16 protein-coding genes are annotated in these 19,975 nt (G+C 45.3%); 15 read left to right on the forward strand and 1 reads right to left on the reverse strand.

The window, feature by feature from the left end; all coding sequences use genetic code 11:
• Positions 1 to 9 precede the first annotated feature (9 nt).
• From ACK1LH_RS06815 to ACK1LH_RS06855, 9 genes are read left to right on the forward strand one after another with little or no spacing between them, the layout of a single operon-like run.
• The gene (locus ACK1LH_RS06815) at positions 10 to 942 is read left to right on the forward strand and encodes an ABC transporter permease (RefSeq protein ID WP_029565360.1); all 933 of its coding nucleotides are present in this window, start codon (positions 10 to 12) and stop codon (positions 940 to 942) included.
• Entirely contained in the window at positions 942 to 1,895 is a 954-nt protein-coding gene (locus tag ACK1LH_RS06820) for an ABC transporter permease (RefSeq protein ID WP_029282015.1), read from the forward strand. Before ACK1LH_RS06815 ends, ACK1LH_RS06820 begins: the two co-directional genes overlap by 1 nt.
• A gap of 4 nt (positions 1,896 to 1,899) precedes the next feature.
• Entirely contained in the window at positions 1,900 to 2,895 is a 996-nt protein-coding gene (locus tag ACK1LH_RS06825) for an ABC transporter ATP-binding protein (RefSeq protein WP_411334843.1), read from the forward strand.
• A gap of 34 nt (positions 2,896 to 2,929) precedes the next feature.
• On the forward strand, positions 2,930 to 4,546 hold the full coding sequence (locus tag ACK1LH_RS06830) for a peptide ABC transporter substrate-binding protein (RefSeq protein WP_029565362.1): 1,617 nt from the start codon (positions 2,930 to 2,932) through the stop codon (positions 4,544 to 4,546).
• Between the two features lie 58 nt (positions 4,547 to 4,604).
• Positions 4,605 to 5,534 (forward strand): LD-carboxypeptidase, encoded by a 930-nt coding sequence (locus ACK1LH_RS06835; protein WP_029565363.1) that lies wholly within the window; start codon positions 4,605 to 4,607, stop codon positions 5,532 to 5,534.
• A 5-nt stretch (positions 5,535 to 5,539) separates the two neighbouring features.
• On the forward strand, positions 5,540 to 6,643 hold the full coding sequence (locus ACK1LH_RS06840; protein WP_411335074.1) for a dipeptide epimerase: 1,104 nt from the start codon (positions 5,540 to 5,542) through the stop codon (positions 6,641 to 6,643).
• On the forward strand, positions 6,640 to 7,560 hold the full coding sequence (locus ACK1LH_RS06845) for a C40 family peptidase (protein WP_029565365.1): 921 nt from the start codon (positions 6,640 to 6,642) through the stop codon (positions 7,558 to 7,560). The genes ACK1LH_RS06840 and ACK1LH_RS06845 overlap by 4 nt, the downstream gene beginning before the upstream one ends.
• Positions 7,557 to 8,570 carry an ABC transporter ATP-binding protein gene (locus tag ACK1LH_RS06850; protein ID WP_029282003.1) on the forward strand — a complete coding sequence of 338 codons (1,014 nt, stop codon included), beginning with the start codon at positions 7,557 to 7,559 and terminating at the stop codon, positions 8,568 to 8,570. Before ACK1LH_RS06845 ends, ACK1LH_RS06850 begins: the two co-directional genes overlap by 4 nt.
• On the forward strand, positions 8,567 to 9,352 hold the full coding sequence (locus ACK1LH_RS06855) for a serine hydrolase (RefSeq protein WP_051865101.1): 786 nt from the start codon (positions 8,567 to 8,569) through the stop codon (positions 9,350 to 9,352). The genes ACK1LH_RS06850 and ACK1LH_RS06855 overlap by 4 nt, the downstream gene beginning before the upstream one ends.
• Before the next feature lie 499 nt (positions 9,353 to 9,851).
• On the opposite strand, the gene ACK1LH_RS06860 is transcribed toward ACK1LH_RS06855, so the two are convergent.
• Entirely contained in the window at positions 9,852 to 11,102 is a 1,251-nt protein-coding gene (locus ACK1LH_RS06860; protein WP_029281999.1) for an ATP-binding protein, read from the reverse strand.
• 178 nt (positions 11,103 to 11,280) lie between these two features.
• Between ACK1LH_RS06860 and ACK1LH_RS06865 the strand changes: the two genes are divergently transcribed.
• From ACK1LH_RS06865 to ACK1LH_RS06890, 6 genes are all read left to right on the forward strand, one after another.
• Entirely contained in the window at positions 11,281 to 12,144 is an 864-nt protein-coding gene (locus ACK1LH_RS06865; protein ID WP_411335075.1) for a dimethylarginine dimethylaminohydrolase family protein, read from the forward strand.
• A 130-nt stretch (positions 12,145 to 12,274) separates the two neighbouring features.
• On the forward strand, positions 12,275 to 12,733 hold the full coding sequence (locus ACK1LH_RS06870; protein ID WP_051827027.1) for an RDD family protein: 459 nt from the start codon (positions 12,275 to 12,277) through the stop codon (positions 12,731 to 12,733).
• A gap of 116 nt (positions 12,734 to 12,849) precedes the next feature.
• Positions 12,850 to 13,764: a LacI family DNA-binding transcriptional regulator gene (locus ACK1LH_RS06875; protein WP_411334844.1), complete on the forward strand. Its 915-nt coding sequence runs from the start codon at positions 12,850 to 12,852 to the stop codon at positions 13,762 to 13,764.
• A gap of 57 nt (positions 13,765 to 13,821) precedes the next feature.
• A complete protein-coding gene (locus ACK1LH_RS06880) occupies positions 13,822 to 15,582 on the forward strand; it encodes a glycoside hydrolase family 13 protein (protein ID WP_411334845.1) in 1,761 nt (586 codons plus the stop codon).
• 127 nt (positions 15,583 to 15,709) lie between these two features.
• Positions 15,710 to 16,732 (forward strand): M42 family metallopeptidase, encoded by a 1,023-nt coding sequence (locus ACK1LH_RS06885; protein ID WP_411335076.1) that lies wholly within the window; start codon positions 15,710 to 15,712, stop codon positions 16,730 to 16,732.
• A 153-nt stretch (positions 16,733 to 16,885) separates the two neighbouring features.
• Positions 16,886 to 19,963, forward strand: coding sequence for a cell wall-binding repeat-containing protein (locus ACK1LH_RS06890; protein WP_203289994.1), 3,078 nt, complete (start codon positions 16,886 to 16,888; stop codon positions 19,961 to 19,963).
• The last annotated feature ends 12 nt before the right edge of the window (positions 19,964 to 19,975 follow it).

Genomic DNA, 19,975 nt, shown 5'->3' on the forward strand with positions numbered 1-19,975 from the left:
TGGGATAGCATGAATACATACTTTATAAAACGCCTGATTTCTATGATTTTGACAATCTGGCTGATTATTACTCTGACGTTTGTTCTGATGCATACAATCCCGGGTTCTCCTTTTAACGAAGAGAGAGGGACGAGCGAAGCTGTCCAGCGTAATCTTGAAGCTTTCTATCATCTTGATGAACCGCTTCCGGTTCAATATGCGATGTACATGAAGTCGCTTGTCACATTTGATTTTGGTCCTTCGATTAAAAAGTCGTCACAGACAGTTAACGAGCTTCTTGGGCGCGGTTTCCCGGTGTCGTTTGAGCTTGGAATCGTCACCTTGACAGTTGCCGTTATTTCGGGAATTGCTCTCGGCGTGATTGCGGCATTGCGGCATAACGGATTTATTGATTATCTTGCCATGACCGTAGCGGTGCTTGGAATTTCTGTTCCAAACTTCATTATGGCCACACTGCTTATTCAAAACTTTGCGGTCAACTGGAACATCCTTCCTGCTGCGACGTGGTCAAGCCCGCTGCATATGATTTTGCCGACCCTTGCGCTTGCAACTGGACCAATGGCGATTATTGCCCGTCTGACGCGCTCAAGCATGCTTGAAGTGCTCACTCAGGACTACATAAGAACAGCTCGGGCCAAAGGGCTTTCGCCAGTCAAAATCGTTTTCAAACATGCCTTAAGAAATGCGCTTTTGCCGGTTGTAACTGTCCTTGGAACGCTCGCAGCAAGCATTTTGACAGGAACATTCGTTATTGAAAAAATCTTTGCGATACCGGGTATGGGAAAATATTTCATTGAAAGCATCGGAACGAGAGACTATCCCGTTATTATGGGAACGACAGTCTTTTACAGCACCATCTTGATCGTGATGCTGTTTTTAGTAGACATTGCGTACGGAATTCTTGATCCGAGAATTCAAGTGTCAAAACGGGAGGGACGATAATGGAACTGAACAAACAGCACGATCCGCATCTGTCCCGGGATATTCCTGATGCGTGGTTTGCCCCTAAAGGCAAAGACAGCAAAGCAGCAGAAGCGGTTGTAAGACCGAGTCTCTCCTACTGGCACGATGCCTGGAGAAGGCTCCGGAAAAATAAACTGGCAATGACAGGCCTTATCTTTTTAATTTTTATCACATTAATGGCGATTTTCGGCCCATTGATTTCACCTCACTCCGTCAGAACCCAGGTGCTGACAGATCAAAACCTGCCTCCGTCTGCGAAATACTGGTTCGGTACAGACGAGCTTGGCCGCGATGTTTTTACAAGAACGTGGTACGGGGCAAGAATCTCCCTTTTTGTAGCGGCCATTGCTGCTCTGATTGATTTTGCAATCGGTGTTCTGTACGGCGGGATTGCAGGCTATAAAGGCGGAAAAACAGATCATTACATGATGCGCGTGGTCGAAGTTCTTTACGGGCTTCCGTACCTTCTTGTCGTCATTCTCCTGATGGTTGTGATGGGCCCGGGTCTTTTCACCATCATCGTGGCGCTTACAGTGACAGGATGGATCGGCATGGCACGGATCGTGCGCGGACAGGTCCTGCAAATCAAAAACTATGAGTTTGTCCATGCTTCAAAATCGTTCGGCACAAAAACAAGCAGGATCATCAGGAAAAACCTGCTTCCGAATACGATGGGTCCAATCATCGTTCAAATCACGCTTACTGTCCCGTCTGCCATTTTCGCAGAAGCATTTTTAAGCTTTCTCGGTCTCGGCATTCAGGCTCCGTTTGCGAGCTGGGGCGTTATGGCAAGTGATGCCCTCTCGACAATTTTAACTGGACATTGGTGGCGCCTCTTTTTTCCTGCCCTGTGCATCTCCCTGACTATGTTTGCGTTTAACGTGCTTGGAGACGGACTGCAGGATGCGCTTGATCCAAAGCTAAGGAGGTAGCAGCATGACGAAAGTATTTGAAGTAAATGATCTCCATGTTTCGTTCCAGACGTATGGAGGCACTGTAAAAGCTGTCCGCGGAGTAACATTTGACCTCCGAAAAGGAGAGACTCTTGCCATCGTCGGGGAATCTGGCTGCGGAAAAAGCGTGACATCCCAAAGCATTATGCGCCTGATTCCCGAACCTCCAGGCAGCATTGATTCAGGCTCCATTCTCTTTAAGGGGAAGGATCTGACAAAGCTGAAGGAAAAAGACCTCCGGAAAATCAGGGGCGCAGATATCTCCATGATTTTTCAGGATCCGATGACAGCACTGAATCCCACGCTGACAATCGGCGATCAGATTATGGAAGGAATCATGCAGCATGAGAGCATGTCTAAGAGCGAAGCAAAGAAAAAAGCGCTTGAGATGATGAACCTTGTCGGCATTCCAAGTCCTGAAAGCCGACTTAAGCAATATCCTCATCAGTTCAGCGGAGGGATGAGACAGCGGATCGTCATTGCGATGGCTCTTGTGTGCGAACCTGAGGTTCTGATCGCAGACGAGCCGACAACAGCCCTTGATGTCACCATCCAGGCCCAAATTCTTGATCTGTTCAGGGACATTCAGGAAAAAACGGGTGTCTCCATTATCCTGATCACGCACGACTTGGGAGTCGTTGCCCAAGTCGCTGACAGAGTGGCGGTCATGTATGCAGGTAAAGTGGTGGAAGCAGGCTCAAGAAGAGAAATCTTCTATCAGCCGCAGCACCCGTACACTAAAGGGCTTCTCCGCTCGATACCGAGACTTGATATCGAAGGGGAAGAGCTAATCCCGATTGCGGGTTCCCCTCCTGATCTGTTTTCGCCTCCGCAGGGATGCCCGTTTTCTGCAAGATGCGAGCATGCAATGGAGGTTTGCGACAGGGTTTATCCATATACTTCAGCCCTGAGCAAAGAGCACCACGTAGACTGCTGGCTGCAGGACAGCCGGGCTTTAGCCGCAGCATCAATGAAATAACATATATAAATCAAACAATAAGAGGGGGAAGATTATGAAAAAGTGGTTGGCAATGTTCCTGACGGCCATGCTTGTATTTGTGCTTGCAGCATGTACAGCTAATGAGAGTGCAGGAAAAGAAACAGGCAAAAAAGAAAAAGACGAAGAGAAGATTTTGCATTTAAACAATGGGGCTGAACCTACATCCTTTGATCCGGTAATCGGATTTGATGCGGTTTCCTGGAATGCGCTGAACAACCTTATGGAAGGTCTTACCCGTCTTGGCAAAGACCACGAGCCTGAAGCGGCAATCGCTGAAAAATGGGATGTGTCGGAAGATGGCAAAACATACACATTCCACATTCGCGAAGACGCTAAATGGTCAAATGGCGACGATTTGACAGCAAATGATTTCGTTTTTGCCTGGAAGCGTCTACTAAACCCTGAAACTGGATCTGGTGCAGCTTTCCTCGGTTACTTCATTGAAGGCGGAGAAGCTTATAACAGCGGAACTGGATCAGCAGACGATGTAAAAGTAAAAGCAGTGGACGAGAAAAAATTTGAAGTGACATTAATCAGCCCGCAGGCTTATTTCCTTAGCGTTATTGCAAATCCTGCCTTTTTCCCGGTAAATGAGAAAGTGGCAACAGAAAATCCTGAGTGGTTTGCAGAAGCCGATTCATTTGTAAGCAACGGACCTTTCACACTTGAGTCGTGGGAGCATGATAAAGAATTTGTCATGAAGAAAAACGATCAGTACTGGGATGCAAAAAACGTGAAGCTTGACGGCGTTCACTGGGCAATTGTAGAAGATACAAACACAGAATACCAGCTTTACCAAACTGGTGAGCTAGATACGTCTGACGTACCTGCTGACCTTGCGGATACTCTTTTTGAAGAAGGAAAAGCAAATGTTGAAGAACAGGCGGGAGATTACTTCTACCGCATGAACGTCACTCTTGAGCCGTTCCAAAACCAAAACATCCGCAAAGCTTTTGCTATGGCGGTTGACCAAAAACAAATCGTTGATTTTGTGACGAAAAACCAGGAAACAGCAGCTTACGGCTTTGTATCTCCAGGATTTAAAGATCCTTCAGGAAAAGATTTCCGTGAAGTCAGCGGCGACCTTGTCAAAACGGACGCAGCTGAGGCAAAAGCACTTTTAGAAAAAGGCATGAAGGAAGAAGGCTATGAAACACTTCCTGAAGTAACCCTAACGTACAGCACAGATGACACACACAAAAAGATCGCAGAAGCTCTGCAGCAAATGTTCAAAGAAAATCTCGGCGTGGACGTGAAGCTTGCAAATCTTGAAGCAAACGTATTTGCAACAGACCAAAAAGCACTTAAATTCCAATTGTCACGCAGCTCGTTCCTTGCTGACTATGCAGATCCTGTGAACTTCCTTGAGAACTTCCAGACTGGCCACAGCATGAACCGCACAGGCTGGACAAACGCTGAATACGATAAGCTTATCAAGGACTCAAAAAATGAGTCAGATGAAACAAAACGCTTTGAAATGCTTTACAAAGCTGAAAAGATCTTATTTGACGAGGCACCAATCATTCCAATTCATTTCTACAACCAAGTGTACCTTCAAAATGAAGATGTATCAGGCATCGTCCGTCACCCTGTCGGATACCTTGAACTGAAATGGGCAGATAAGAAGTAAGCTGTGCAGAAGGGGTGTTCATACGAACACCCCTTTTGTCTATAAAGGAGAATGAACGATGATTAAAGCTCAAGCGTTAAAAAAAGGAGACACGGTCGGAATTATTTCCCCGGCAAGTCCCCCGAATAAAGAAAACCTGAAACGCTCTCTCTCATTCCTTGAAAAAAACGGTCTGTCTTACCAGTTTGGAAAGCACGCTCAGGACGAGTACGGCTATCTTGCAGGAAGAGATGAAGACCGGGCAGCAGACGTGAACAGCATGTTTGCAGACGAGGGCATCCAAGCGATCATTTGTGCATGCGGCGGATTTGGAACGGCTAGAATGGCATCTCTTATAGACTATGAGCTTATAAAGAAGAATCCTAAAATCTTCTGGGGATACAGTGATATTACGTTTTTACATACAGCCATCAGGCAAAATACCGGCCTTGTCACCTTCCACGGACCGATGCTGAGTTCTGATTTCGGAGAAGAAAAAGGCGTTTTGCCGCTGACAGAATCCTATTTTCAGCAGCTGTTTGACGGCAGCGGCATCACATATGACGAATCGATTTCTCCTCTTGAGATCATGACAGAAGGAGAGGCCGACGGGGAGCTTGTTGGGGGAAATCTTTCCCTGCTTGCAAGCTCACTCGGAACGCCTTTTGAAATTGATGCTGCCGGAAAACTGCTTTTGATCGAGGATATTGATGAAGAGCCTTATGCGATTGACCGGATGATGAACCAGCTTTATTCAGCAGGCAAGCTGACAGAGGCAGCAGGCATTGTCGTGGCAGACTTTCATAATTGCGTTCCTCAAAAACGGAAACGCTCTATTCCGCTTGATGAAGTGCTGGCTCACTATGTTGCACTGTCAGGCAAACCTGCCATGAAAGGGTTCAAAATCGGACACTGCAGTCCCAATATTGCTGTGCCGCTCGGAACGAAAGCTGTCATGAATACAAAAACAAAAACCTTAACCATCCAAAGCGGAATCTCAGGAGTCTGATGATGATGAAAATTGAAAGAATCGAAACATTCAAAGCAGCGGTGCCTCTTATCAAGCCTTTTAAAACTGCGCTCAGAACGGTTGTGACTGCCGAAACTGTTCTTGTGAAAATGACTTGTTCAGAAGGTATAACCGGGTGGGGTGAAGCACCCCCTACCCACGTCATTACAGGTGACAGCACAAGCAGTATTGAAGGCGCCATCCATCACGTTCTCAAACCATTTTTAATCGGAAAAGATCTAGTAAACTATGAAGGTATTTTCCAGGGCATTCAAACGGTTCTTGCGGGTAATTCCAGTGCAAAAGCAGCAGTGGATATCGCTCTTTATGACTGTCTTGCAAAATACAGCAAGCTTCCTCTCTATCAATATCTCGGCGGATACAGGCAGGAGCTTGAAACCGATTTTACAGTGAGTGTAAATGATGTGCAGGAAATGGGCGAGGATGCTGTTTCGTACGTCCAAAAGGGCTTCAATGTTCTGAAAATTAAAGTGGGTCTCGGCGACAGCAGTCTCGACCTTGCAAGAGTGAAGGAAATTCGCAGCAGGGTTGGCCAGGATATTAAGATCCGCCTTGATGCCAACCAAGGATGGAAGCCGAAAGAAGCTGTGAAGGTTATTCAGAAAATGGAGGATATGGGGCTTGATGTCGAACTTGTGGAGCAGCCGGTTAAGGCACATGATATCGAAGGTCTTAAACAAGTGACAGATGCCGTGGAAACACCGATTATGGCGGATGAAAGCGTGTTTACTCCAAAACAGGCATTTGACGTGCTGAAAACGCGAAGTGCGGACATGATCAACATAAAGCTCATGAAAGCAGGCGGAATCTATCAGGCATCAATGATCAGCCGGTTTGCAGAAGTATGCGGGGTGGAATGCATGGCCGGCAGCATGATCGAAACGAAAGTCGGCATAACCGCTGCTGCCCATTTTGCCGCAGCAAAGAAAAACATTACCCGCTTTGATTTTGACGCTCCTCTGATGCTTGCTAAAGAAATCGTAGAAGGCGGAGTCAAATATGACGGCAGACATATGACTTTTTCAAAAGGAAATGGACTTGGCATTACAGATGTATGGATAAATGACGGGGAGGCCCTCTCGATATGACAGGAAAAAAAGGAAGAGTAACAGTTGCAGCAGCAACCATCTGGACAGATAAGAACTCACCGAGGGAACTGGATGAAAAAGCCGTGTCAAATCCGGCCGACCTTGATGGCTGGCTGAACGAGCTGACGCATGAAACAAGACTTGCGCTATGTGATGAAAACCGGATTCAGACGCAGGCACTTTTTGGAGAAGAGGTTCTGATCCTTGAAGAAGAAGATGGCTTCGCGCACGTCATCGTGCCGAGTCAGGCTTCTTCAAAAGATGACCGCGGATATCCGGGATGGATGCCGCTCGCCCAAATTGCCGCAGGGGAAGAGGAGAGCACCGGACCGATCGCCGTTGTGCAAAGCAAGAAGACGATGCTGTTCTCTAAAGAAAAATCCCCTTTATTTGAGCTGAGCTTCCAGACGATTCTGCCGGTTGAAAAGGAAGACACTGATTGGATCAGTGTCAATACGCCACTTGGCACCTGCCTGCTGAAAGCAGAAGATGTATCCATTTCCGGTTCGTTTGATGAGATCCCTAAAGGAAACGGTGCAGATATTGTAAAAGATGGCGAGCGATTTCTCGGCCTTCCATATCTTTGGGGGGGAATGAGCAGTTTTGGGTTTGACTGTTCAGGATTCAGCTATACGATGTGCAAAGCAAACGGGTATATCATTCCCCGCGATGCCCATGATCAGGCAGCATCAGGAGAGAAGGTTGAACTCCATCAGCTTGAGCCTGGGGATTTGCTGTTTTTTGCCTATGAAGAAGGAAAAGGCAGCCTGCATCATGTCGGGATCTATTATGGAGATGGAAAACTTCTGCACTCTCCTAACACAGGAAAAACAATAGAGATACTTGAAATGGCAGGAACGATTTACGAGAAAGAACTATGTGCAGCCAGACGCTACTTTCAGAAGACGGAGGGATAACAGTGGAGAATTTGCTTGAAGTGCGCAATCTGAAAAAACATTTTCATCTTGGCAAAGGGGCAACGCTGAAAGCGGTAGACGGAATTACCTTTTCAGTGAAAAAAGGAGAAACATTCGGGATCGTAGGTGAGTCAGGGTGCGGCAAATCAACAGCCGGAAGAACTATTCTCGGACTTTACGATCAAACAGATGGAGAAGTTATTTTTAACGGAAAAAACATCCATCAGCTCAAAGGAAAAGAGAAGTTTTCCTTTTACCGCCAAATGCAAATGATTTTTCAGGATCCGTATGCATCTCTGAATCCAAGGTCCACCGTTCTTGAGATTATTTCTGAACCGATGGAAGTTCACGGGATGTACGGCAGCAAAAAAGGGCGAACAGAAAAAGTGTATCAGCTCCTCGAGGATGTTGGCCTGAACCGGGATCATGCCAACCGCTATCCGCACGAATTCAGCGGAGGCCAACGACAGCGGATCGGAATCGCGAGAGCCCTCGCCCTTGATCCCCAGCTGATCATTGCGGACGAGCCGATTTCAGCACTGGATGTTTCCGTCCAGGCTCAAGTCGTCAATTTGATGAAACGCCTGCAAAAGGAAAAAGGACTGACATATGTATTCATCGCGCATGATTTGTCCATGGTGAAACAAATCAGCGACCGCATTGGGGTAATGTATCTTGGGCAGATGGTCGAGCTTACGGAAAGCAGCAGCCTTTATAAAAAGCCGCTTCATCCATATACACAGGCACTCCTGACGGCTATCCCGATACCGGACCCTGATGTTGAAGATAAGCGGGAGAGGATTATTCTTCAGGGAGAACTGCCGAGTCCAATGAATCCTCCAAGCGGATGTGTCTTCAGAACACGCTGCGCCTATGCGATGGAAGCATGTTCTGTCAAAAAACCGGAGTTTCGGGAAGTGGAAGAAAATCACTACGTTGCCTGCCATTTATATGATGCCGGCATAGTCGGCAGCAGCGGCTCAGAGCAGATTGCAGCTGCAAAAAAATGAACGATTTCGTAAAGAATGCAGCTGACATTTTATCGAGTTGTCCTGGACGGGCGGGTGCATGTTTCTCGTGGAACGGTGAATGGCTCGAAGCCGGAAGCAGTGATGTTTTCTCATCTGCAAGCCTGATTAAGCTGCCGATTCTTCTCACAGCATTCAGGCTTGCTGAAAAGGGAAATCTGGATTTGAATGAAAAGGTGAAGCTGCGTGATGTTGAAAAAACCGGCGGTGCCGGTGTCCTTCAGGCTTTATCAGAGGATGCCGTCTTATCAGTACAGGATCTTTTAACACTTATGATCACTGTTTCTGACAATGCCGCGACCAATTGGGTGATTGAAAAAATCGGCATGACTAAAATCAATGAAACTATTGAGGGTCTCGGCCTTGTCGATACGAAGCTTAACCGGAAAATGATGGACCTTGATGCCATCCAATCTGGAATGGATAATTTCACATCACCGGCAGATATGGTGAGATGCCTTCAGGCTATTAACGAGGGTGATTTTGTCTCTGAAGATAGCAGACAGAAGATGCTTGCCATCCTGCAAAAACAGCAGTTTACTGATAAACTTCCTTATAACATGGATAAAGACCTAATTTACGCAGGTAACAAAACAGGCGAACTCCCCGGAATTGAGCACGACTGCGCGATCATAAAGTACAGAGATACAACGGTGTATGCTGCTGTAATGATTGATCAGCTCGAACAGAAAGAATGGGGAAGAAAAACAATTAGTGAAGTTGGAAAGCTGATTTATGAGAAGCTGCTGGTCGGGAAGGGCTGATGAGTTCTGATAGGAACCGTCAAGCGGTGTGAAAATCTGATTTGATGGGACTTATCGGTGAGATTGGAACCATCAAGCGGCGGAGAATCTGATTTGATGTCACTTATCCGTGAGATAGGAACCATCAAACGGCGGGAAATCTGATTTGATGTCACTTATCGGTGAGATAGGAACCATCAAACGGCGGAGAATCTGATTTGATGGCACTTATCGGTGAGATAGGAACCATCAAGCGGCGGGAAATCTGGTTTGATGGCACTTATCGGTGAGATAGGAACCATCAAACGCAGGGAAATCTGATTTGATAGCACTTATCACGGAGTTTGGAACCATCAAGGGGTGGAAAACCTGGTTTGATGGCACTTATCGTTAGAGCACGGTACCATGATTGACTGAACTATACCAAATGAATGGTGTACCGGTATTGACACTATCAGTAATCAAAATGATCCCATACAAAAAACAACCGGCAGCTGTTACCCAGCTGCCGGTTGTTTTTTTATGAAGAGAACTTGCCTGTCACCAAAGGAAATTCCATATAGAAAACCGTTCCGTTTTCATCGCTTTCTGCTGACATTGTTCCCTTATGATTCTCAATGATTTTTTTCGAAACGGACAGTCCAAGGCCTGTGCCGCTGTCTTTTGTTGAGAAGAAAGGATCGAAAATATGACGGATCGCAGACGGGATGATCCCGCTGCCGTTATCCTTGAAAGCAACCTGCAGGCGGTCACCGGTCACAGCCGCAGTTAGTTGTATGATGAGCGGCTCTTTCTTTTTAGCCTGAAACGAGTTTTGAAACAGGTTGAGAAAAACTTGAAGCAGTTCATCTTTATTTCCGAGAACTGCCGCTTCTCTAGCCTGTGAATCAATGACAATTTCAACTTCAACCCCATACAATAGAGCTTCACTTTTCAAAATTCTACCGAGGTGAACTTCCAGAAAGTCAGCTATTTTAAACGTTTCAGACCTGATCTCTGCAGGCTTTGCGATACTTAGAAAATCGGTAATGATTTTATTGGCGCGGTCGATTTCTGGAATTAGCACAGACTGAAACAGCGCTTTTGTATCCGGATCAGCAGATTCCTTCAGCACCTGCAAAAATCCCCGCACCGTTGTAAGGGGGTTGCGGATTTCATGGGCAATGCCGGCTGCAATCCTTCCTGCGATTGCCTGCTTTTCTGCTTCTTTAATGGCATTCAAAAAGTAAAAGGTGCCTATGACGCGCATAATCGTTCCATCTGAGTCCCGAAGAATGCGCGTGTTCAGGATGCCGTAATTTTTATCAAGCACTTCCCTGTCTACGAACTCAATGCCAGTACGGGCAGTTTCGAGGGTCAGCAGCTGCTCATCAGGAATCTGGACGAGCTCGCGCAAATGTTTTCCTATGATTGTATCTCTGTCAACGCCGTGATCTTTGGCTGCCTGAAGATTGCATAATGTAATGATGCCCGATTCGTCGATGAAGACGATATGATGGGCAACGAGGTCAAAAATATCGGATAAGAATTCTTCTGTCTGCAAAAAAGAACCGGATTCAGATGCAGATAAATAGATTCGCTGGTTAGTGTGAGCCTGCTTCTCTTCATATGTAAGCGCACGGATTACGGGATGGCCATCCTTCTGTGTCTTGCTGACTGAAAGTTCGTGCTCAGGATTCACATACGTAAAGGCGGCGGGCCATTCGGCAAGAAGTTCTCTTAACATCTGATTTTCTTTTTTCAGAGCTTCCATTTCATTTTCTGGTTTCATGTACCTTCCTCATTAGGAAAAAATTAGTTTAACCTATAAGACTATATAACATATTGGGTTGGTTGACAATTCCTAACAGTCCAGTTTGCGAAAATAGGCGTAAGATTTTATAACAAGGTAGTTTAATATTTTGCAGGAATAGGGAATAATCTCATAAAAGCATACTTTTTATGGGGGAATTCATTTGACAGCCATCAGAAAACCGGAAGAAACATTAGCTTGCTTCAGTGAATATGATTCTTTAAAGAGGGTGCTGGTTTGTGAACCTCACTATATGAGGATTACTGAAGTCATTAACGAAACACAAAGGCATTATGCCAATGAAAATATTAACGGGAAGCTTGCAGCAGAGCAGCACCGCCAATTTGTCCGTGCTTTAACTGAAAACGGAGCAGAAGTGATAAAGCTTCAACCTGATGAGCGGTATCCAGAGCAGGTTTTTACTAGAGATATAGGCTTTACAATCGGAAAGACGGTCTTTGTTTCCGAAATGGGCCAGGATATCAGAAAAGGTGAGGAGACGGTGCTCAGAGAATGGCTGGATGTTCAGGGATATCCAATGGTCAGCCTTAATGACCACCGGATTGAAGGCGGTGATGTGATCATAGACTGCACAACCATTTTCGCAGGCGTAAGCGGCAGAACGTGCATGAGCGCCATCGAAAAACTTCAGGCGGAAGCGCCGGCGTTCCAGGTGATACCGGTGCCTTTTAAAGAAAAATATCTCCATCTTGACTGTGTGTTTAATGTTCTTTCAGAAAAAGAAGCGCTCGTATATAAACCGGCTTTTGAAGAGAAAGAACTTGCCATGCTTAAGAATAGATACACGCTGATCGAAATAAATGAATCCGAACAATTTACAATGGGAACAAATGTCCTTTCTATCGGAAACAGAACCGTTATCAGCCTTCCAGTCAACAAGGAAGTAAACAGCAAGCTCAGGGAAAAGGGTTTTAATGTCATCGAAGTGGACATCTCAGAAATTATAAAATCGGGAGGTTCGTTCAGATGCTGTACAATGCCCATCTTAAGAACGGTATAGTTGAAACAGCTGCTTCACGCAGCTGTTATTTTTTTTTGAATTTATAGGAAAATAGTCAGTTTTAATAATGGTAAAAAAGGGTAAAAGATTTCCAGATTCAAGAAAATAAACATGAAAGAGGATTGATTTTATGAATGAACAAAGACCTGCAGGATTCTGGATTCGGTTTGCCGCCGCAACGATCGATGGGCTGATAACGAACAGCGTGTTAATTTTGCCTAGTATTTTTTTATTGGTATCGGGAGTAAGAGAGGGACTCATTCCTGGAATTTTAGGGTTTCTAACCCTTGCACTATTAATAGGTACAATCCTGTATTTTGGAATGATGCCTGCAACCTCTTTTCAGGGAACGCTTGGAAAAAAGATGCTGGGTCTAAAAGTCGTTAACGATACCGGCGGAAAAATTTCCATGGGTCAATCGTGGATTAGATACCTCGGATACATAGTAAGCAGTATTTTTTATATTGGCTACATCATGGCTGCATTTACGGACAGAAAACGGGCCCTGCACGATATGATGGCAGATACATATGTGGTTAAAGCGGAACCGGATTTACAGGTAGCTTCTGAAAAAAGACTTCAGGCATAATGGACAAAACCGGCTGCACTCCAGCCGGTTTTTTGTTCTCAGAAGAAGATCAGCTGGACATTGCTTAAATGATGCTTTATAATTAACTTAAACGATTAAGTGAAAATGGTGAAACAATGAAAAAAGCAACAATGAAAGATATTGCGGCAGAAGCAGGTGTATCTGTTGCGACGGTCAGTTATGTGCTGAACGGCGCCCAAAACCAGACCATTCCATCAGATACAAAAGAACGGGTGCTTGAAATAGCCAAGAAGCTGAACTATGTTCCAAATCTTGCAGCAAGATCGCTCGTGAAACAAAAAACAGGCCTTGTCGGCATTCTATTGAACAGGGGAGCTGATGAAGGGGTATGGAAACGGTCCCATCAGGCAGAATTTCTCTTTGAACTGGAAAAACTTCTGACTAAACAAGGGTATCATGTTCTGCTTTCAAGTATCGATGTTGAAAAGCCGAATCTTGAAATTATTGCGGAACGGAAACTTGACGGGGTTATTCTTGTTGATGTAAAGGAGGACTTCTTCTACAGCATCTCAACCACCGTTCCATCAGGGGTTCCGCTGGTCATAGTCGACAGCGTCATTGATGATGATCTCTTTTATAAAGTCATCTTTGATTATCAGGATGCATTTCAGGCTGCGAGAAAGAAATCACCTGAACCTGCCGTTTTAATTATGGAAGCCTATCACAATGCAGGAATCACGGAAAGAATAATGAAGGATTCGGGTTTTCACAAGGATGATATTCATATCACTTCCGGTGAGAAAGACCTTCTTGCGTTCTTGGACAAAAAGAAGGACCAGCCTGCAGTCATTCTCAATGAATTTCTTGCTTCTTCAATAAGCAGGCACAGAAACATCGAGAAGGACACTGTCATATGCACATCCGGCTGTCCTTCCATTCTGCCGGCAGGAGTGAACTGCGTCGAATTTAAAGAAACGAAGGCAGCCGCCGCGTTCAACGTTCTGTCCGATTTGATGAAAGACAACCGCGGTCTCCATCTGGAAAAATATACGTCTATTCAAGCAGAGTGAAATCTGCTCTTTTTCACTAAACTTAAACGTTTAAGTTATTTACTGGGGGAATCTACAATGTTAACTAAAGAAGCAGTTTATCACCGTCCAAAAAACAATTTTGCTTATGCTTACGATAAAGACACTTTGCATATCCGCTTGCAGGTTAAGAAAAATGAGGCAGAAAGTGTGCGCCTGATATGGGGAGATCCATTTACATGGGACCAGGACAAAGACGGCGTGTGGAAATGGAAATCAGAAGAGCATGCTGAAATGACGCTGCTTGGTAAGACAGAACTGTTTGATATCTGGACAATCGCTTTAAAGCCTCCGCACAAACGGCTGAAATACGGCTTTGAAATCATTGCCGGCGGCGAAAAGCTGATTTACACAGAGGGAGGTTTTATTCAAAAGAAACCTGAACATACCGGCGGCTATTTTACTTTCCCTTATCTTAATGAAGAAGACATTTTTTCTGCTCCTTCATGGGTTAAAGATACAGTCTGGTATCAAATTTTTCCTGAACGATTTGCAAATGGCGACGAAGCGCTGAATCCTGAAGGAGCTTTGCCTTGGGGAAGCACGGAGCCCACTGCCAAAAACACATTTGGCGGTGATTTTGAAGGCGTCATACAAAACATTGATTACCTCGTTAAGCTGGGTGTAACGGGCATCTATTTTACACCGATTTTTAAAGCTTTCTCGAATCACAAATACGACACGATCGATTATATGGAGATTGATCCGCAGTTTGGAGATAAAGAAACGTTTAAGCGTCTTGTTGACATCTGTCATGAAAATGGAATTAAAGTCATGCTTGATGCAGTATTCAATCATTCCGGCTATGAATTCCCGCCTTTTCAGGATGTCTTTGTAAATGGAGAGCATTCCAAATACAAGGACTGGTTCCACATTAACAGCTTTCCTCTGAAAAAAGATGGAAAGGTGCAGTATGAAACGTTCGGTTTCTCTGAAAATATGCCGAAACTGAGAACGGGCAATCCTGAAGTAAGAGAATACCTTCTTGAAGTTGGCCGGTACTGGGTGAAGGAATTTGGCATCGACGGGTGGAGACTTGATGTTGCAAATGAAGTGTCCCATGATTTCTGGAGAGAATTCAGAAAAGAGATCAAGGCCATTGATCCAGAGGTCTATATCCTTGGTGAAGTTTGGCATGACGCCATGCCGTGGCTTCAGGGAGATCAGTTTGATGCGGTCATGAACTATCCTTATACAAGTGTTGCGATTGAATATTTCGCTGAAGGGAAAGTAACGGCTAGCGAGTTTATCAACCGTACATCTGAAGCTTTGCTCATGTATCCTGAGCAAATATCAGCAGTTGCCTTTAACCTGCTCGGCAGCCATGATACGCCGCGCATCGCGACCGTCTGCGGAGAGAGCACGGACAAAGTGAAGCAGCTCTTTACGTTTCTTTTATCTTCACCGGGAGCACCGTGCATCTACTACGGAGATGAAATCGGCCTGACGGGGGCAATGGATCCGGGCTGCAGAAAATGCATGGTCTGGGACGAGGAGGAGCAGGATACCGAACTGCTCAGCTTTATTAGACAGCTGATTTCGCTCCGGAAAACGAATCCTGCATTCGGGAGCAAAGGGCGGATTCAGTTCATGGAAGCGGCAGCAGAGGATGAGGTTGTCATGTACACAAAGACATATGAAGAACAAACCATATTGTTTGTTCTAAACGGAACAGACCGAGATGCAGAAGCGGAGCTGCCGGAGAACGCTGCAGGCGGACAATGTGTGCTGACAGGTGAAAAAGTGAATGGACCATCCATTAAGCTAAAGCCGCACGGAATTGCTATGATTGCATACTGAACACAAAATTAATTGTCATTGATAAACCGATGTTCCGTGCGGAATATCGGTTTTTTCTATATAAAGGATAAAAGAAACTGCTATACTTGAAAAAAAGACAAAAGAGGTGTCTGCGGTGAAAGATACAATGCAGCTTATAAAAGAACTCGTCTCCATACCGAGTCCGTCTGGAAATACGAATGAAGTGATTACATATGTTGAGAACTATTTATCCGACTGCGGCATAGAAACAAGACGCAACCGCAAAGGCGGCCTGATTGCAACAATTCCAGGCAAAGATCAAAGCCGTCACCGGATGCTTACTGCTCATGTCGATACACTTGGGGCTATTGTAAAAGAGATAAAAGGCAGCGGAAGACTGACAATCGACCTGATTGGCGGATTTACATACAATTCCATCGAAGGCGAATGCTGCAAAATTGAGACTTCCTCCGGAAAAATGTTCACGGGTACGATTTTAATGCATCAGACATCTGTACATGTGTATAAAGATGCCGGCAAAGCTGAACGCAATCAGGCGAATATGGAAATACGCCTTGACGAAAAAGTGAAGAATGCTGATGATGTCAGGGAGTTTGGGATAGAAGTCGGGGACTTTGTTTCATTTGACCCGCGGGTTGAAATCACAGACGGCGGTTTCATCAAATCAAGGCACTTAGACGATAAAGCGAGTGTGGCCCTGCTTTTAGAACTGATGAAAAAAGTAAAAGAAGAGCAGACCGAGCTTCCCTTTACAACCCATTTTTTAATTTCAAACAACGAGGAAATCGGGTATGGCGGCAACTCAAATATCACACCGGAGACGGTAGAATACCTGGCTGTCGATATGGGAGCCATGGGTGACGGCCAGTCAACAGATGAGTATACCGTATCCATTTGCGTGAAGGATGCAAGCGGGCCATATCATTACGGACTTAGAAAGCACTTAACGAATCTGGCTCAAAAGAACGGGATCGGCTATAAGCTTGATATCTACCCGTACTACGGCTCCGATGCCTCTGCTGCCATCCGTTCAGGCCATGACATCGTCCACGGACTAGTGGGGCCGGGCATTGACTCTTCCCATGCATATGAAAGAACTCATAAGGATTCACTTGAAAATACAGCTAAGCTTCTATACCATTACGTCCTATCTGAAATGGTTCTTTAATCCTGCTAAGACCCGGAGCTCATCCGGGTCTTTTGTCAATCCTTTTTACAATATTAAATCTTCCTTAAAAAAGTAGAAAAGTTTTCCATATTATAAATTTCTGTGATTTAATAGATTTGTATTAGCAATGAATCTAGTAACGGAGGTAGTTAAATGAAAAGAACCATCAGCAGCTTCATGGCATTTGTCATGATTTTTTCCCTGTTTTTCAGCCAGGCCGCAGGTGCAGCCGGGGCTGATGTTCCTAAAGAAGAAGCCCTTCTCAAAGCAGGAACACCTGTTGAAGGACAGTTTGAAGAAGGCGAAAATGTAAAATGGTATACTGTGGATCCTTCTGCAGCAGAAGTTAAGGATTTCACTCATCTCAGAGTGAAATTTCAATCAGAGCTTGAGATGAACATCACCGTTTATTCAAGTCTTGAAAACGCCGTTGATAACCGCGCGTTTGACAGATATATGGGATATTCCTATGCGAATGAACCGGTACAGCTTGATTTCCCGGTAGCATGGGCAGGCCCTTTCTATGTGAAAGTAGAGCATTATCCGTATGAAGAAGAGTACATAGAAGGAGAAGAAGCACCGGAAGCACCGGCTGCAGCCTATACTCTTTCTTATGACGGGGTAACACTTCCTCCTTCAGAATACATGAGTTCTGACGAGTGTCCGGCTGAGCTGAGCACGAAGGAAAGAGAAAACGGCAAGGCGATTTTGAAAGACCTTAGATCAATCCGTGAAGATGTGCTTGCAAAAACGGAAAACGGCAAGGAACTTTCCGCTATGTATTATAAAATCGCGCCATTTTTGAGCACGAAAATGGTTTTCAGCAAAACGATCCGCGATCAGGTCTACCAAGATCTTGTTCAGCTTAAAGGTCTATTTGCCGAAGTTGCTGAAAAAGGAAGCAGCAGCACGTATAAAGTGACTAAAGAGGATCAGGATGCCATTAACCGCCTCTACTCGACAGCACTTGATTCAGTTCCATCATTCCTTCAGGATTCTATTAAGAAAACCGGCAATGCTGTCGGCATCAGCAGTTTAACAAACAAGACGGTATCATCCATTCTTCAAAAGGGGGGCTATAGTGTCCCTTCAGCAGGAAGTACTGAACACCGTGTCATCGTTAAACTCAAAGAAGGCAAAAAGCTGAGCAGCATTCAATCGAAAACAAAAGCATTCGGCATTCAGTCTGCAGCACCTTTAAAAGCAGACAAATCCATCATTCCAGATACGTATGTCATGGAAGTTGAAGGCAGCACAGGAGGCTTTAAAGCTTCTTCAAGCAGTCTGAAATCTGCAGTAAGCAGTCTTTCAAAACTGCCTGAAGTAGAATATGCAGAGCCTGTTCAGCGCTATCAGTCATTTACAGCCGACGCCCAATATCCTTACCAGTGGTCACTTAAAAACGAAGGCCGCGACGGAGGAATTCAAGGTGCAGACATCAAGTTTGAACAGCTTCAGGAATTGCTGAAAGGCAAAGACCTGAAAGATACAGTCATTGCCGTTGCCGACACAGGAGTTGATCACACGCTTGCTGATTTAAGCGGTCAAGTTCTGACAGACAAAGGCTACAATTTTATTTCTAAAAATACAGATGCCATGGATGACAACGGTCACGGTACACATGTATCCGGCATCATTGCCGCTAAAGCGGGCAACGACTATTCTATGGCCGGGATTAACGCGCATGCAAAAATCCTTCCGGTAAAAGTCCTTGACGCAGCAGGAAGCGGTGACACAGAAGGAATCGCTTTTGGCATCAGATATGCGGTAGATCAGGGAGCGCAGGTTATTAACCTGAGCCTTGGCGGAGGATACAGCCGCGTGATTGAGAGTTCGTTAAAGTATGCATATGATCGCGGGGTAACAGTAGTTGCTGCAAGCGGTAATGACGGCATGGAGGAGCTTTCTTATCCGGCTTCATCTAAATATGTTATTTCTGTCGGCGGAACAAACAGAATCGACCTGGTTTCAGACTACTCCAACTATGGAAAAGGCCTGGACCTTGTAGCACCTGGCACAGACATTCCGAGCTTAATGCCCGACGGAAACGTTACAAACATGACCGGTACGTCTATGGCAACACCGCATGTTGCAGCGGTTGCAGGTCTGCTTCTTTCACACAAGCAGGATCTGACTCCTGCTGAGATTGAAAAAATTCTCACGAAGACCGCTCAGGATATCGCTTTTGATGAGCAGGATAATCCATGGGAAAACTATGAAGAGTACCCTTATGAGGAAGAAATCCCTTACGAGGAAGAAGAAGTTATTCCTGGATATGACAGAGTATCCGGATGGGGCCGCCTTGATGCTCCTGCAGCAATCAACGGAATCGGAAAGAACTTTACTGAATGGACGCGCATCGCGGGTGAAAACCGCTTTGAAACAGCGGTAAAGCTTTCTGAAGAGGGCTTTGAAACGGCAGAGACTGCAATTATTGCAACAGGCCGCAATTTCCCGGATGCCCTGAGTGCAACACCTTTGGCGTATAAAAACGATGCACCGCTTCTTTTGACAGATACAAATCAGCTTCCAGTCATCGTGCAGGATGAATTAGTAAGACTGGAAACGGAAACGGTTATTCTTGTCGGAGGAAAAACAGCTATTTCTGCAAATGTAGAAAAACAGCTGAAAAATCTTGGCGTGAAGAAAATCAAACGCATCAGCGGCGCTGACAGATATGCCACTTCTGTCAAGATTGCAGAAGAGCTGGATGAGCCTTTCTTCGCAGCAGTTGCAACAGGAGAAAGCTTTGCAGATGCCCTTTCTATTGCACCTGTAGCTGCATCTTTGGAAATGCCGATTCTTCTTACTAAGAAGAACAGTGTGCCGTCCGTTGTCAGAAACTTTGTCGATGAGAGCGGAATTGAACTTTCTTATATTATCGGGGGAACAGGCGTGATTTCTGACAAAACGGCAAAATCATTCCCGGAGCCTGACAGAATCGGCGGTTCTGACAGATACGTGACGAACAGCAGAATCATCTCTTACTTCAGCGACACGCTGAATATGTCGGCGCCATATATCGCTACAGGAATGAACTACCCGGATGCCCTTGCAGGATCTGCCCTTGCAGCAATGAGCGGAAGTCCTGTCATCCTTACAAGCCCGTCGGGAGCCAAGCAAACGACGAAAGATACACTAGCTGATTATGCTGACACAGCTTCCATGTATTATATCATCGGCGGAGAAACAGCTTTACCTGAAGATTCTATTCTTTCATTATTTGAATAAGAGTTTATGAAT

The sequence above is a fragment of the Metabacillus indicus genome, assembly GCF_046603695.1.
Taxonomy (GTDB): domain Bacteria; phylum Bacillota; class Bacilli; order Bacillales; family Bacillaceae; genus Bacillus_P; species Bacillus_P indicus.